Raw genomic sequence first — 14,239 nt, forward strand, 5'->3', positions numbered from 1 at the left:
TAAATGATTAGAAACGGTAAAAGCAAACGTCGTGTTATAGGCAGGCTCTTCTTGCGGAGGGGTGGCCGAGTGGCTGAAGGCGACGGTTTGCTAAACCGTTGTACGGTGTAAGCCGTACCGTGGGTTCGAATCCCATCCCCTCCGCCAGTTACATATGTTGAATATTGCCAATTCCTGACAAATACCTTGTTTTTCCTAAAAAAATTCATATTTACCTATCATATTCTTGCCAGTTCATGACAGATTATGCGATAGAAAGTGGGTACAAAAGTGGGTACAAATTCAAGGAAAGTGGGTACAAATCGTGTTGACAGATTCAAGGGTTAATTCCGCCAGGAAAAAAGACAAGCCATATCGCCTGAATGACGGGAATGGCCTTTATCTGAATGTATCAAGATCAGGAACAAAATCATGGCGGGTTCGTTATAAATTCAACAGTAAAGAATCCATGATCGTAATCGGGCATTATCCATCCATGTCCCTGGCAGATGCAAGATCAGCCGCACTTGATGTGAGGAACGGCATTCGTGAGGGACGCAATCCAAATACAGACAAACTGTTGAAAAAAGAGCTTGCCATATCAAATTATGAAAACACACTTGAGGTTGTGGCAAGGAAATGGTGGGACACAAAAAAAACACTTTGGTCAAAAAAACACGCGACGGATGTAATCCGCAGTCTTGAAAGGGATGTTTTTCCCTATTTGGGTGGCATACCCATTGTTGAGTTGACTCCGCAAATTATTCTGAAAAATCTGCATGATATCGAGAAAAGGGGGGCTATAGAGACAGCCCACCGCATTCGCCAGAGACTGGACGGGGTTTTCGTTCATGCCATTGCGAGCGGAATATGCAAGGACAATCCAGCGTCTATCATAGGGCCTGCCCTATTGCCGATAACAAAAGGTAAGCAACCGGCCATTATCAATTTTGATGAAGCGGTGGGCATGATAAAGCAGGTTGACAGGATACCTGCCTATCCGGTTACGAAACTGGCGATGCGTTTTCTGATACTGACAGCGGTCAGGTCATCGGAATTGAGATTTACACGATGGTCTGAATTTGAGAATCTTGAAGGTGAAAATCCTGTATGGCGTATTCCGAAAGAACGCATGAAAGGGGAAAAGGCTAAAAAGCGGGAACATCTTGTTCCTCTGTCACGTCAGGCTGTGGAGGTAATCAATCTTGTCAGACAGTTCAGTTGCCATCTTGAATATGTATTCCCAAATTATCGGCATTCTTCAAAGGCAATGAGTGAAAACGCCCTGGGATATCTAATCAACAGGGCAGGCTATTATCAAAGGCATGTACCGCACGGTTTTCGCACCCTGTTTTCCACGATCATGAATGAAAGGTTTCCACAGGACAGGTTTGTAATTGATCTCGCACTCGCACATGTCAATCCGAACCAGGTTGAGGGAGCGTATAACAGGACAACACATTTTGACCGTAGAAAAATATTGATGCAGGAATGGGCCGATATAATCACCAGGGATTTGAGGGATGCAAATGAGCTGGTTGCTGTCCGGTAAAATTCCATCATATCTTATGGCTGTCTATCCATTGCTGCACGTCATGCAATTTGCAACCCTTGTTTTTATATGACATTTGATAGATTGGCGGGAAATCGCTGTCCTTCGCCCGTCTTCTAACCTCTCTTTCACTGAAGTTGGCCATGAGGGCGATAAGGTCGAAACCGATGATTGGATTGATTGCATGACCAAGATTGTATTTTTTTAGAAGTTTGTCATACTCTTTTTGAAATCTTGTGATCTTGTTTTCTTCTCTATCGTTCATTGTATCGGCAGTCTTTTTTGTATTGTTTGATCTTTTATCTTAATGAATGGCACCAATATTTTTCATGTACTGGATACCAATATCAGTTTTTGTAACTTTGATTTTTCTATCGTCGCATAAATTTTTTCACGTTTTACAAGATGAATTTCTTCCAGATGATTGAGTGCCTTACAAACAGATGGTTTTGAAATATTGAGATCGTTTGCATAGTAATTAACACTTTCCTCAATTCCATCCATATAGACCATTGTCATTATCGCGAATTGTCTGACAGTTAAACGGAATTGTTTTCTTGCGGCGTTTTTTACGATAGATAATGAATTGTTATCCATGATTTCACCTCATTTAATCACTGGTGTTTATTTCTGTTATTCGTAACGTTTGACAATGTGTATCCAAACCATGCGGAACTGGATATCAATATTGTCAGCAACACAATCATATCCATTTGGAAAATCCTTGTGTCATCGGTTTATTTCCCTTAGTTTTTGCGGTCTCAATCTCCAGCAGCTGATTGATGATGTAAGTATCGCCACCTCGTCATAATTATCATCAAGACCGTATGAAATTGGACTGCCAAGACGGGTCAGATAAAACAGTTCATCCGTTTCGTCCCTGTAATTCGGATCATCCTCATGATAGCGGTATCCCCAGACCTCCAACTGGCTTGGCATTAATCTGTCAATCGCGAAACTGTAAAAATCCTTTCCATTGCAATCGTACCATTTATCAGGTTTTATACTGTTTTTTTCATTAATTTCCAGCATTTCAATATATCCCATGTCAATCAGCAGTCAGGCATTTCCTCAATGAAATCATCAGGACTTTCCTGATTGAGACTATCAGCCTTTTGATTTACAAGTTCATACAGCCTTTCTTTCTGTTCAGGACTTATCTCGCTACATAGATTTATGAATTTTGAATGCCGTGTAAAATCCTCAAGTTTCCTGGTTGTTTCTATTGTGTTGATATATTGTAAACAGCGTTCATATTTATCCTCAATGTCATTGCTTGACAGGTTGCCATCACCGTCATGCTCAATTTGGTTGCCCAACCTGTTATCGCCATCGCACGAATGACTGTCATCTTTCTGTCTGAAACCGTTTTCCTCATGCTGGTAATCATTTGCCTCTTCACGGGTTATCAGGCCATTCAGCAAATCAGGAAAAGCGTCCCTGAGAGCGAAACCACGGGCCCTCATTTGCAGCATTCTTTTTGGGTATGATGTCCATGCCCCCGCTTTTGTCGCAAGTCCCGCGGTTTTGGCATCTTCCCAGCTGAAAGAGCCTGTTATCCCATTTTTGAAACCTCTTCTCCTGACCTTGCATATCGCGGTCAATGTCTCGATTTGTGACTGATCCCCGTCAAGATACTCCTCTATACTTTCACAAAGAGGGGATGCCTTGCATATCGCAAGCATCGCATCGCCATAGATGGAAGGCCTGTCATTTATAACGGCTATGTTCTGCAAGGAAAGCATTGGGGAAAGTCCAAGCTCGGCACCCATCTGGATGGCGCACAATATGTCATTCGGTTTACCCCTGTAATTTTTGGGAACAAAGTTTGTTCTTGCCAGTCTATCGGAAAATAAAATCAATTCCTGAAAACTGTTTGGTTCAAACTTTGTACTCAATCCGACAGGTTGCTTATTTTGGATTGATTGAACAGGCTGGTTTTCCCTTGGAAGTATGACTACTTTACTGTTCATGGCTATTTTCTCCCGCATATGGATTTGCATTTTTACCTGCCGGCGTGATTCTCAATGTTGGTGGCCCACCATTATTCAGATACGCTCCATTGATTTCCTCACCCCTGCGAAGTCTTTTCGCTATCTCGGTCTTGTCAGGTTTGGGAGGGGACATTAATTCAGGGTGCTGCCTGGAAATAATGTCGGGATCAGATATGATGCAGGACGGAACCGGACTGACAAGGGAAACTGTCAGGTCTTCTGTCCTGTAGCTCAAGACACCATCTTTTTGCATGTTTTCAGTTAGCTTTGATTTCGCCAGTTCCGTAAACGATTTTATCGCATTCACGAACCTGTTCAATGTATACACGGATTCAGCCAACCTATGATCGTCAGGCATATCCTCTCTTTTCATGATCTGAACATACTCATTGAAAATCGGTTTGATCAGGTCGTTGTGTTTCTCTTTCAGGAAACTGTCTATATCAGTGTCATGCATGGCCATTTATGACTTTCATTCCAGAAATTGAATGATTTGCATCAAGCATCGCCTCTCTTAGGGAGATATTCTCTTGCAGTTCTTTAACCTGGCGTTCATATTCCTCACGCTGGTCACGGTAATGTTTCGCCCTTTCCTGATTGAGACCGGCTATCCTTATTTCACAACGCTCCATTTTTTTGATATTGTCTTTCAATAAACAAATCCTGTTTTTCATTCCCCGTATTTCTGATTCATAAAAATGAATGATATTCAAATGATGAATGTCATACCGTTTGTCGATCTCATTGGAAGAATTTTCTGGACAAAACAGTTTTTTGATAGTATTGATAAGATACATTGTTTTTTACTCCATTAGGGGTTAGGGAAAAGATCGAGTTACTGCTCGGTCTTTTTTTTGTTTGTACTGTAGCCAATCAAAAGGTTTTTGTTTCCTTTATGACCTTAATTTCGCATAATGCGTTATATCAGTCAAGATATTTATTTAACATCATGCGAAATTAATTTTATATATTAAGCATGATCCTGATAGATTGTTGAATATTCATGGGAGCTTTTCTGTAGTTTTCCAAAATTTTCTGTTCTTCTCTGGTATTTTTCTTTTGTCGATTCTCATTAAAAAATATAATTTCATCTAGTGTGTCATCGAAATACTCCGCAATCTTAATCAACTTTGATAATTCAGGGTTATTTCGTCCTCTTTCCCAGTCACTAATAGAGGTTATGGACGCTCCGGCAATTTCTGCCATCATCGCTTGCCCGATACCTTTACTTTTTCTGTACAATTTAAAACTATTTCCTATTTTCATATCTCCATTAGATATTAAAATTGCGAAAATTAATTAGCATTATCCGTTATTTTAATATTGACAATTAAATCGCATTATGCGAAATAAGTAATGATAACAGCTCATTGACATTGTGAATAAAACTAGGATGTGGCTTTTAGAGTCATTTCCTTTCCCTTTGCGGGGATTCCTTTTTTAGGAAAAATGTTAAATTGTTTTCGTTCCCATTCCTCAATGGCGGGAATATACCATTTAACAAAACGAACAACTTTTGCCCTGAACCCTTGAGGAAAATTATTTTCACTGATCAGATAGTCCAGGGTTGTATAATTGATGCCACCTAATCTCTGGCATACCTGTCCCTTGTTTAACCATTTGGAATCAATGTCATGTTTCATGGTTTGCCTCTTTATAGTTTTGGTTGAAGTTTGTATCAATCATTCCTGTAATCTACAGTAAGAGATTCTTACATTACTGTCAATAGGAAATGTAAGAAAAATTTACTTTTGTTGTTTTTTATTATAAAATTGGAAATTATTGGTTTTATCGGTCATAAAAAATTATGGCCAATTATGATATGAGCTTATGATAGATATGATAAATTTTTTCTATTATCAAAAGTGAGCTTTAAAATGAATATTGAAAATAAAGAAATAGAAGTGGGTGAGGTCAGTGATGATGGATTAAGGTTGTGGTGTGCAAAGCTAGTTTTGGAATATGAAAAAGATAAAGCCAATCGCTTGGATTTAGCTGTTCAAAGACTTAAAAATAGAGCAAATAATTTATTGGGATGGGTTATTACACTGATCATATTGGTGATCTCTCTTTTATTTACCCATAGAGAATTTTTTCTTCCCTTAATTATTTTAGCTTTATTATTAATGGCGGTGGGGGTTTTGTGTGTTGTAAACCTTTATTCGACACCATGGATTTACACTCATATTACTACTAAAAAAATAGATTTATTTCAGAAACGATTTACGACAGAACTGGAGATAACTGAACATCTTGCTGATGTGTATGAATCAGATAGTAAAAAAAATATGAAAAAATATAAAAAAATTCAATTGTTTATGAAGTGCGCATGGGCAATCTTTGTTAGTGCTCCATTGATTGCCTTTTTAATTGCGTTATTATGTATTTATCATATTATTTAGGGTTTGATTTTATCGCGTAAAATTTTCATTAGATATATTATCTATATCATCATCTATATCATCTATGGGTTCTTTTCGCAGTGGTGTTTTTTTTTGATCATTGGGTTTTTCTTTAGTATCAAATTGGGGTTTAGGTGGTGCTGGTTTTTTAGCCATTGATATTGCTTTCTAATAATATTTTTATGGTTTTGCTAATTACAGTTTTTCTCATTATGTTGAGCGGCATCAGTCATCAGCTTTAGAAACATATCCGCTTTTTCTGGGTTCATGTTTCTAAAGGCGAAAAGTAACCTAGCCTCTTTTTTATTGAGCGTGTAAGTGGCCTCATCTTTATTCTGGCTATTGACAAGCCAATCTACGGAAACTTCAAAAAAATTTGCCAACGCGACTAGAGTTTCCCTTCCGGGAGCCTCTCTTCCTCTTTCAATGCCGGTCAAAAATGGACGCGTAATTCCTATGGCGTCCGCGACCGTGACTTGAGAAAGGTTTCTAAGCTGTCTTAGCCTCTTAATTTTTTGACCTAAAGTTTCCATTTTTCCATAAAACTATAAATTAATAATTATTGTGACTGTTTTACTTACTTTTTATATTGATTTTTAGGTAAGAATCTCTTACAGTGATATCATGATGAATTTAAAAAAACTTATTAATAAAACAGGCGGCCCTTCTTATTGGGGGAAAAAATTAGGGATTTCACATTCTGCTGTTTGTCAATGGAAACAGGTACCACCCAAGCGGGTAGTCGAGGTTGAACATATGACAGGTATCCCCCGTGAAGAATTGCGTCCTGATATTTTTAAAAAAATACAGGGGAGTTAGAAAAAATTCTCAAGCCCATACCTTCTTCCTCCATAACTATTTTGACGAACAGTTATAGTTATGGAGGAAATTGTTGAAAATTTTTAGTCAAAAAAAGTGTAAAATTTTTACCATGGTTACCAATGAATTTTGTGTTGAGATGACTCAACGACACATACAGAAAAGATATGGAAAAGTGCGTAACGCTCCTAAGCTTGTCGCTGTTAAGCGTGGTTGGTCAATGGTCACTTTTAAGAACTGGCTATATGGTAAAAACGCACCGAGAATGCAGGACTTGATTACCCTGATGGCTGATTGTCCTGAATTGGAAAAAGAGATCATCAAAACAGTAAAGGAAACCAGAAAGTGTTTACAGGAATTATAACAGCTGCTTGGCGTGGTTTTGGATTTGACCATGGTGATGGCTTTATCGAATTGCGATTGGGTTTTCTGTCTTTTGCATTATGTAAAGGGGAAATATGGTCTCAAGTCGTTATCATGAATAATAAGGCCAGAAAATTGCTGGAGGTTAATCGTGATTTGCAGGAAAAGGTAAAACAGGATGGAAAATAGGAAGGGACTGAACCAGCGATATAAAGGAGTGGATAGACAATGGTCAGTGAACAGGAATTCAGGAAACATTTATGCGAGGCTGTCGATAAAATAGAGGATTTCGAGGTTGATAAAAAATGTATCAACGAGGATATCAAGAGAATCTATTCAAATGCGGAAAGACATGGTGTCAATGTCTATGCCCTGAAAAGACTTATCATGTGCAGAAAAAACAAGACATACGCGGAAAAGAAAAACGAGAATGTTCTTGAAAAGTACATGACAATCAAGAAAGGATACAATTTATGAACGAAACTGAAAATAAACCGGAATCCGGAGGTATCGCAGTTGATCGTCTCCGGACAATTGTTGAACGTATCGAGCGTCTGGAAGAGGAACGAAAAGGGTTGGCAAGTGATATCGGGGATATCTACGCCGAGGCAAAATCTGCGGGATTTGATGTTCCCGTGATCAGAAGGATAATCAAGGCGAGGGAAAAGACACCATCTGAGGTGGATGAACAGGAAAATCTATTTGATGTCTATCGTCGTGCGTTGGGTATGTAGATGAAAAAATATAGACAGGAAACAATCAATTGTGGGGGTCAAAGTTTGACAGCAGCGACACCCCACAATGCCCACTCTTTTGAAAGTAAGAGCGATGACAAAATTAGAGAATGATTCAAGAATTGTAAACCCGGTAAATATAAAAGGGTCTTGTTTTACAGAAAAAGTATATCCAGTAAACGATAGAGATGAAACGTCGATTTTCCCCAGGAACCATACGGAAGGGGAATTATCATGACAAATATGCCTAAAAATCATAGCTGGGTAAAGTTTTATTTCAAAGACTGGCAACTCGATATAAATCTTCAAAGCTGTTCTTATGGCGCAAGAGGTTTGTGGTTTGAGTTGATCGGTCTCATGACACGGTCTGATCGTTACGGATATCTGGAATTGAACGGACAGCCGATGACGATCACTCAAATAGCCAATTTCACAAACGGTCACAAACAATATGTCATCCGTTATCTGGCGGAACTGGAGAGGAAAGGTGTTTTATCAAAAGACGAAAACGGTGTTATCTTTTGTCGACGCATGACCAGATCTGTCACGCCTTCTGTTACCAAGACTGTTACCGACGGTGTTACCACCCCTGTTACCGGTAGTGTTACCAAAAGTGTTACACAGATTGGCGGTAAACAGCCAATAAATCAAGATTCGTCTATATATAAGAACAAGAACAAGAATAAAGAACAAGATATATCTACTAACGTAGATAATATACCCCCTTTAATTCCCCCTGATGAAAAAAAACAGGTCAAGCCAAAATCCAGAAATCCATTGTCTGGAACAATTTTGCCAGACGATTGGGAGCTGACGGATAAAAACCGTCAATGCGCGTTGGATGAGGGGATTGATCCAGAGAACACTCACAGGGAGTTCTGTGATTATTGGCGTTCAAAGGCTGGAGCGAATGCCAAAAAACGGGACTGGAACGCGACGTGGCGCAACTGGTGCAGAAGATCGTCCCAATACCGGAATATTCATCCTTTCCCAAGGAAAAACTGGCAAAATTGCAGTCAGGAAAAACCGGGAAAGTTTGACTGGATGATTGAGGAACACAATGAACGATACGGGGGTTTTTGATGAACCAGGTAAGAACGTCAGGCAATCAATCCCTGCAGATGGTTATCGCTTCCATTCCGCAATGGATCAGACAGTTTAAAAATCAGACATGTCATTCCAGATATTCACGAGAAGGCATGACTGACCTTGTGATCGCTTCAAAACCTGTCGGTATTGATGATAAATCACGTCGGGAGGCGAAAGAGCATCTTGACCGGTTGATAAACATGTCCTCAATTCCGCTGACAATGGAAACTGTCTGCAAGGTGCTGTCGATTGTGAATGTGCAAGTCGCAAATCCCTACGGAAAAAATGATTTCAGTTTCAGGGTGAAGGCGACCTATGGAACGTTCCGGAATTATCCGGATTGTATATTCAACGAGACAATTGCCTACAGGTTGTCAACCATCAGCAAATTCTTCCCGTCAGCGAACGAGATAAAGCAGGTTCTTGATGAGGAGAAAAAGAAACTGGATGACGAAATCGAAAATCTGAAATCTATTGTGAATGGCGTATTTTCATCAGGGAAAGATAGCGTTCTGGAAGAGATGGAAAGAAAACGCGTGAAAGAGGCAAGAATAAGGGAAAAAGAGGAAGAGGAATACAGTCTGAGGATAAGGGCAATCAGGGAGCGTTTGAAACCTGTCGACAATCTTGTTACCGAGATGGATGAAGTGGTTGAAAGGTATTTTCCGGATGATATCTCGAGAAGGGATCATGACCGGATCATTCAGTTCCTTACAGAGAAAATGAATGAAATTGAGGACGAGAGAATAAGGAATATTTTTCTTGAAAAAATCAGGCTGGTTGAAAGTGCAAAACGTCAGTTTGAGATAATCAGCAATGCCGGATTGATTGTGGGAGTTGCATGATGGACATAAACGCGATTAACCATGCAAAAACCATGTATGTTTCTTTACATGGATTATGTGATGTTATTTCTTTTATTGGGTTTTTTTTGATAGTAGTATTACAATTCCTTATATTTAAGGAATATTATTTCAATAAAGATAAATTTGAAATATTCCGAAAAAGAGGTTTTAAAAAGATTAATCTATTATCTACAGCGATAATAATTTTATCAATACTGATTATTCCTTCGTTAATCATCCCATCCTATTACAAAAGCCAGCTTGTCGTTTCAGGAATGAGCGACGAACAGATAGGCAAATTGTTGGGGAAATAATATGTCCGGTAGCATAAACAAGGTAATCATTGTCGGTCGTCTTGGTCGTGATCCTGAAATGAAGTCAACACAACAGGGAAACAGGATCGCCTTGTTGTCCGTTGCGACTGGTGAAAGATACAGGGACAAAAATACGGGTGAAACGAAAACGCTGACCGATTGGCACAGGATTGTTGTCTTTAGCGATAACATGGCTGGATATGCGGAAAAATACCTGAAAAAGGGTGATCAGGTCTACATAGAGGGCAGGATCAAGACCCGCACATGGGACGACAATATGGGAAACAGACGGCATGTTACCGAGATCGTTGTCAGTGATTACAAGGGAAGTCTCATAAATATCGGCAATCAGAGACGTGACCAGAATCCATCGGGAAACAATGACGGTTTTCCTGATGACGAAATACCTTTCTAGGAATTTTACATGACAGAACGTGAGAAAAATGACTGGTACGTCGAGCCCGTGGAATGTACCAGAGCACTGATCAGGGCGGAGGAAATATACGGTGGGTTGGGAAACACAATTCTTGATCCATGCTGTGGACAGGGAAACATACTCAATACCCTTTATGAACATGGTTACCATAATGTGGAGGGTGGCGATATCGAGGACAGGGGGTACAGAACAACCCGTTTCCAGCAACGTGATTTTCTTGAGTATGAAAATGAAAGGCGGTGGGATTGCATCATATCCAATCCGCCATACAAACATGCTGAAAAGATGGCATGGAAAGCGTTGAGACAGTCAAGACACCGTGTCTATCTGTTCCTCAACATAACATTCTATGCATCAATGGCACGCGAGGATCTTTTCAGTCTTGGCAAGCTTGCACGGGTTCATACATTCGTCGAGAGGATCACGATGTATCCAGGCGATTACCAGAATGTTTCAAGAAACAGTGGAACCCAGACATACGCATGGTTCGTGTTCGATCATGGATGGAAAAGACCGACCGCAGAACTGGATCGCATATCCATTAAAAACTGATCAGACAATGGAATATTTTAGAGAATGGCGAGAAAAAACAGGAATACAAGGTCAATTCCACCGATTATAAAGTTGCATAACCTTGAAAAACGGTTTACGGCACGTGAAATTGTCCTGGACATAGGTGTAAATCCGGCAAATCCAAAGCAGAAAGAGACAAGGATACGTCGTCAATGTTCGTATGACAGGCTTCTAAGTCGTTGCGTGATAACTCAGAAACAAAGGGATTGCCTGGACATGTTCGCGATATTGTGTGAACAGTCTGTTGGAAGGACAAAGAACATATATGCGACAATCAGCGATCTTTTCCATAACAAACAGATATACGGACGTGATTTTGGACCAACATTCAGGCAAAGCCGTGCATTTGAAAAGCTTTTCGAGATCAGGAATATGCTGGGCGTATTCAACAGCGATATCATTGTCATGCTTTCTATAGGGAATATGGATTGTCAGGAAATAGGGAAACGGTTAAATATTGAAAAAAATAAACTGTACGGGAATATTAATTCTGCCTGCATACGTCTGGAAGAGATAATGGAAAATGATATTGGTAAAATATATTATCCACCCATCTAATAAAATTATTAATTATTATGTCTTATAGAAAAAATATTAAACTTTATAAACGTCAAAAATTATTGCTTGCACTATTGCAGGTGTTTGATGGGTGTTTGTCTAGCTTGGAATTGCAGGAATATCTTTTTTTATATACAATTTTATATCAGGAAAATAAAAGTTATGAATTTATCCCTTCTAAATATGGTTGTTTTTCATATCAGTCTTATGCAGATCGTCGGAAATTGATTGATTTTGGACTGATCGATTCCAGTGATAAATGGAGATTGATAACAAGTAATGATTATATCAATGAGTTGGATAGTATAGAGCAAAAAAGACTTACATTATTTATAAATCGTTTTAAATGTCTTAAAAATAAAGAATTAAGCCGTTATATTTTTAAAAACTATCCTTATTATGGAATAAAAAGCCAGATCATTTCTGAAATATTGAATAAAGATGAGTTATATCTAATTAGTAAAATACTACCCAGGCAACAAGAACCCACATTTTTTACTATTGGATACGAAGGAATCACACTTGAGAATTATTTAAACAGTTTAATTAAGAATAATATAAGTGTTCTTTGTGATGTAAGAAAAAATGCAATAAGCCGTAAGTATGGATTTTCGAAAGATTCATTAAAACAAATATTGAAACAGTCAAATATTGAATATTGTCACTTGCCAGAATTGGGAATTGTTTCGGAATCTAGAAAAGAATTAAATACTCAAAATGATTATGATAATTTATTTGACTCTTATGAAAAATATATTTCTACGGAAAAGTCGGAAGCTTTGGATAAATTAAAAGTTATAATGGACAATAACAAAAGAATTGCAATAACTTGTTTCGAATCTGTATATATAAAATGTCATAGAAGTAGAGTGGCAAAGTTACTAGCATCCAGACCGGATTGGAATTACAAAATACAGCATATTTAAGAAGGTAAAAATGGAAAATGCTAAAATTTTTATTGTAGTAAAAACATATCCAAGTCGTTCTTCTAAATATATTGAAACCGTTTGTACAGCTGGATTTAGAGAGGATGGATCATGGATTAGATTATATCCTATACCTTTCCGGTTTTGCGATTATCAGAATCGTTATAAAAAGTATCAATGGATTGAAGCTAAAATAAAAAAAAATACAAAAGATATACGTCCAGAAAGTTATAAAATTGTAGATGTAAAAAATATTAAACCAGGTGAATTGATTGATACTAAAAAAGATGGATGGGAAAAGCGGAAAGATATAATATTTAAAAAAAGTAAAATTTATAAAAATAAAAATGAAATTATAAATTTAGCGTATGAAAATAAAATTTCCTTAGCGATATTTAAACCAAAAGAATTTATTAATTTCCATGTTGAAAACGTTAATATAGATGAACAGGAAATATCTTATCAGGATATGGTGAAACAACCTGATTTTTTTGATTTATCCAATACTAACAAGCGTGATTTAATGCCATTATTATCAAAAAAATTTTTTTATGAATTTATTGATGATCAGGATAAGAAAAGCACGTTAAGTATTATAGATTGGGAGGTTGGGCAATTATATCTTAATTGTTTGAAAAATTCAAATAGTGAAGAAGAAGCTGTTAAAAAAGTTAAAAAACAATATTTAGATAATTTTTTCCAAAAAAAAGATTTATATTTATATTTAGGAACAACTGATAAGTGGCATTATAGAAAACCTAAAAACCCTTTTGTAATAATAGGGGTTTTTTATCCTCCCCGATAAAAAAATAAAAATAATACTTGCACGAGTTCAACTCGTATGATACATTTTTACCAAAATGGATAATTGTATTTAAAAAAGACTAAAGTTTGTGATAAATAATTGATAAATGTATAAATTAATTAATACGTGACGGTCAGTCTTAATATTAATTTATACATTTTTATAATGACCTTTTAATAATTTTTTGCATTTAATATTTATTAACCCGCTGTTATTGGCGGGTTTTCTGTTTTGTCCATTTTAAACGATATATCTCCATATTAATATTTTATAATTTATCAAAAAGAAGATGTATAATGACATGTGTAGTCAAAAACGATAACCATGATATTATTTCCTTGTTGGAAAAAAGAGTTTCAAATGAAATTTCTCCCTATAATGAACTGAAAAAAATATCAGTGCGTGAGTTGGTTAAACTCTATCGTGAAAAAAAACTGGTATTTGATAATCGATTTGTTGGATATTACAAATGTGCGAATATCATTCATATTGATTGGTCAATTGTATATCCTTTTGATAATTATCCGTTGATAATTTCCATAGGTAATTATGGAAAAGACTATCCTTATAAAATTGATATTATAAGAGAAATCAATAAATACAATAAGGGATACGGAGCGGTTACATTATTCAATATCTTTAGATTTATGGGATTAATTAAAGATTTCAAACCTTTTATAACAAGTTGCAAAGGTAATACGATTTTTCCCAATCTTGTTTGGGACAAGAGTTTTTTTCCTGATAATGAAAAATCCATCGAATTATCAGGTTTTCTAAAAGAAAAAATACTGAATTATGAATTCTTTGTTTTTATGTGTGATGTTGAAACAAGATCAGGTGATTAGTTAAA

Annotated in this window: 26 protein-coding genes and 1 tRNA gene; 17 read left to right on the top strand and 10 right to left on the bottom strand. The window is 37.2% G+C overall.

The genetic code is table 11. The annotated features are described in order from the left end of the window. Positions 1–55 precede the first annotated feature (55 nt). Together H3T57_RS07480 and H3T57_RS07485 are read left to right on the top strand one after the other, a co-directional pair. Positions 56–147, top strand: a tRNA-Ser gene (locus H3T57_RS07480). Positions 148–304: 157 nt separating this feature from the next. Further along, a complete protein-coding gene (locus tag H3T57_RS07485; protein WP_198193771.1) occupies positions 305–1,531 on the top strand; it encodes a phage integrase central domain-containing protein in 1,227 nt (408 codons plus the stop codon). Between the two features lie 7 nt (positions 1,532–1,538). Here H3T57_RS07485 and H3T57_RS07490 read toward each other — a convergent pair whose 3' ends face one another. The 8 genes from H3T57_RS07490 to H3T57_RS07525 all read right to left on the bottom strand — a co-directional run bounded on the left by H3T57_RS07490 (position 1,539) and on the right by H3T57_RS07525 (position 5,168). After that, positions 1,539–1,796, bottom strand: a complete 258-nt coding sequence (locus tag H3T57_RS07490; protein ID WP_198193773.1) for a hypothetical protein — start codon at positions 1,794–1,796, stop codon at positions 1,539–1,541. Positions 1,797–1,858: 62 nt separating this feature from the next. Continuing rightward, positions 1,859–2,128, bottom strand: a complete 270-nt coding sequence (locus H3T57_RS07495; RefSeq protein ID WP_198193775.1) for a hypothetical protein — start codon at positions 2,126–2,128, stop codon at positions 1,859–1,861. Positions 2,129–2,260: 132 nt separating this feature from the next. Continuing rightward, on the bottom strand, positions 2,261–2,563 hold the full coding sequence (locus tag H3T57_RS07500) for a hypothetical protein (RefSeq protein WP_198193777.1): 303 nt from the start codon (positions 2,561–2,563) through the stop codon (positions 2,261–2,263). A gap of 20 nt (positions 2,564–2,583) precedes the next feature. After that, on the bottom strand, positions 2,584–3,504 hold the full coding sequence (locus H3T57_RS07505; protein WP_198193779.1) for a hypothetical protein: 921 nt from the start codon (positions 3,502–3,504) through the stop codon (positions 2,584–2,586). Next, positions 3,494–3,988, bottom strand: a complete 495-nt coding sequence (locus tag H3T57_RS07510) for a siphovirus Gp157 family protein (RefSeq protein ID WP_198193781.1) — start codon at positions 3,986–3,988, stop codon at positions 3,494–3,496. The genes H3T57_RS07505 and H3T57_RS07510 overlap by 11 nt, the downstream gene beginning before the upstream one ends. Then, positions 3,975–4,322 carry a hypothetical protein gene (locus H3T57_RS07515; RefSeq protein ID WP_198193783.1) on the bottom strand — a complete coding sequence of 116 codons (348 nt, stop codon included), beginning with the start codon at positions 4,320–4,322 and terminating at the stop codon, positions 3,975–3,977. Before H3T57_RS07515 ends, H3T57_RS07510 begins: the two co-directional genes overlap by 14 nt. A 166-nt stretch (positions 4,323–4,488) precedes the next feature. Further along, positions 4,489–4,791: a helix-turn-helix transcriptional regulator gene (locus tag H3T57_RS07520; RefSeq protein ID WP_155572405.1), complete on the bottom strand. Its 303-nt coding sequence runs from the start codon at positions 4,789–4,791 to the stop codon at positions 4,489–4,491. Between the two features lie 122 nt (positions 4,792–4,913). After that, complete coding sequence (locus tag H3T57_RS07525) at positions 4,914–5,168, bottom strand: hypothetical protein (protein ID WP_198193785.1); 255 nt, start codon at positions 5,166–5,168, stop codon at positions 4,914–4,916. Between the two features lie 234 nt (positions 5,169–5,402). On the opposite strand from H3T57_RS07525, the gene H3T57_RS07530 reads away from it, so the two are divergent. Next, positions 5,403–5,927: a hypothetical protein gene (locus tag H3T57_RS07530; protein WP_198193788.1), complete on the top strand. Its 525-nt coding sequence runs from the start codon at positions 5,403–5,405 to the stop codon at positions 5,925–5,927. A 9-nt stretch (positions 5,928–5,936) separates the two neighbouring features. Here the strand turns inward: H3T57_RS07530 and H3T57_RS07535 are convergent, their stop codons facing one another. Both H3T57_RS07535 and H3T57_RS07540 read right to left on the bottom strand, forming a co-directional pair. Continuing rightward, positions 5,937–6,083 carry a hypothetical protein gene (locus H3T57_RS07535; RefSeq protein WP_198193790.1) on the bottom strand — a complete coding sequence of 49 codons (147 nt, stop codon included), beginning with the start codon at positions 6,081–6,083 and terminating at the stop codon, positions 5,937–5,939. A 35-nt stretch (positions 6,084–6,118) separates the two neighbouring features. After that, a complete protein-coding gene (locus H3T57_RS07540) occupies positions 6,119–6,460 on the bottom strand; it encodes a helix-turn-helix domain-containing protein (protein ID WP_198193792.1) in 342 nt (113 codons plus the stop codon). A 91-nt stretch (positions 6,461–6,551) separates the two neighbouring features. Between H3T57_RS07540 and H3T57_RS07545 the strand changes: the two genes are divergently transcribed. The 14 genes from H3T57_RS07545 (at position 6,552) to H3T57_RS07610 (ending at position 14,234) form a co-directional block, all read left to right on the top strand. After that, the gene (locus tag H3T57_RS07545) at positions 6,552–6,746 is read left to right on the top strand and encodes a Cro/CI family transcriptional regulator (RefSeq protein WP_155569410.1); all 195 of its coding nucleotides are present in this window, start codon (positions 6,552–6,554) and stop codon (positions 6,744–6,746) included. Positions 6,747–6,858: 112 nt separating this feature from the next. Next, on the top strand, positions 6,859–7,110 hold the full coding sequence (locus H3T57_RS07550) for a hypothetical protein (RefSeq protein WP_122124236.1): 252 nt from the start codon (positions 6,859–6,861) through the stop codon (positions 7,108–7,110). Beyond that, positions 7,092–7,298, top strand: coding sequence for a hypothetical protein (locus H3T57_RS07555; protein ID WP_198193795.1), 207 nt, complete (start codon positions 7,092–7,094; stop codon positions 7,296–7,298). Before H3T57_RS07550 ends, H3T57_RS07555 begins: the two co-directional genes overlap by 19 nt. Positions 7,299–7,337: 39 nt before the next feature. Then, positions 7,338–7,586, top strand: coding sequence for a GapR family DNA-binding domain-containing protein (locus tag H3T57_RS07560; RefSeq protein WP_155569407.1), 249 nt, complete (start codon positions 7,338–7,340; stop codon positions 7,584–7,586). Further along, positions 7,583–7,843, top strand: coding sequence for a DUF2312 domain-containing protein (locus H3T57_RS07565; protein ID WP_198193796.1), 261 nt, complete (start codon positions 7,583–7,585; stop codon positions 7,841–7,843). The genes H3T57_RS07560 and H3T57_RS07565 overlap by 4 nt, the downstream gene beginning before the upstream one ends. Before the next feature lie 234 nt (positions 7,844–8,077). Continuing rightward, positions 8,078–8,926: a hypothetical protein gene (locus tag H3T57_RS07570; protein ID WP_198193798.1), complete on the top strand. Its 849-nt coding sequence runs from the start codon at positions 8,078–8,080 to the stop codon at positions 8,924–8,926. Further along, entirely contained in the window at positions 8,926–9,777 is an 852-nt protein-coding gene (locus tag H3T57_RS07575; protein WP_198193800.1) for a hypothetical protein, read from the top strand. The genes H3T57_RS07570 and H3T57_RS07575 overlap by 1 nt, the downstream gene beginning before the upstream one ends. Next, positions 9,774–10,091, top strand: a complete 318-nt coding sequence (locus tag H3T57_RS07580) for a hypothetical protein (protein WP_198193802.1) — start codon at positions 9,774–9,776, stop codon at positions 10,089–10,091. The genes H3T57_RS07575 and H3T57_RS07580 overlap by 4 nt, the downstream gene beginning before the upstream one ends. A gap of 1 nt (position 10,092) precedes the next feature. Continuing rightward, the gene (gene ssb / locus H3T57_RS07585; RefSeq protein ID WP_198193804.1) at positions 10,093–10,506 is read left to right on the top strand and encodes a single-stranded DNA-binding protein; all 414 of its coding nucleotides are present in this window, start codon (positions 10,093–10,095) and stop codon (positions 10,504–10,506) included. Positions 10,507–10,515: 9 nt separating this feature from the next. Further along, complete coding sequence (locus H3T57_RS07590; protein ID WP_198193807.1) at positions 10,516–11,079, top strand: hypothetical protein; 564 nt, start codon at positions 10,516–10,518, stop codon at positions 11,077–11,079. Positions 11,080–11,103: 24 nt separating this feature from the next. Beyond that, the gene (locus H3T57_RS07595) at positions 11,104–11,658 is read left to right on the top strand and encodes a hypothetical protein (protein WP_198193809.1); all 555 of its coding nucleotides are present in this window, start codon (positions 11,104–11,106) and stop codon (positions 11,656–11,658) included. Between the two features lie 17 nt (positions 11,659–11,675). Then, a complete protein-coding gene (locus H3T57_RS07600; protein WP_198193811.1) occupies positions 11,676–12,584 on the top strand; it encodes a DUF488 family protein in 909 nt (302 codons plus the stop codon). A gap of 10 nt (positions 12,585–12,594) precedes the next feature. After that, on the top strand, positions 12,595–13,389 hold the full coding sequence (locus H3T57_RS07605; protein ID WP_198193813.1) for a hypothetical protein: 795 nt from the start codon (positions 12,595–12,597) through the stop codon (positions 13,387–13,389). A 296-nt stretch (positions 13,390–13,685) separates the two neighbouring features. After that, the gene (locus H3T57_RS07610; RefSeq protein WP_198193815.1) at positions 13,686–14,234 is read left to right on the top strand and encodes a hypothetical protein; all 549 of its coding nucleotides are present in this window, start codon (positions 13,686–13,688) and stop codon (positions 14,232–14,234) included. The last annotated feature ends 5 nt before the right edge of the window (positions 14,235–14,239 follow it).

It is taken from the genome of Commensalibacter sp. W6292M3 (assembly GCF_016101315.1).
Taxonomy (GTDB): Bacteria; Pseudomonadota; Alphaproteobacteria; order Acetobacterales; family Acetobacteraceae; genus Commensalibacter; species Commensalibacter melissae.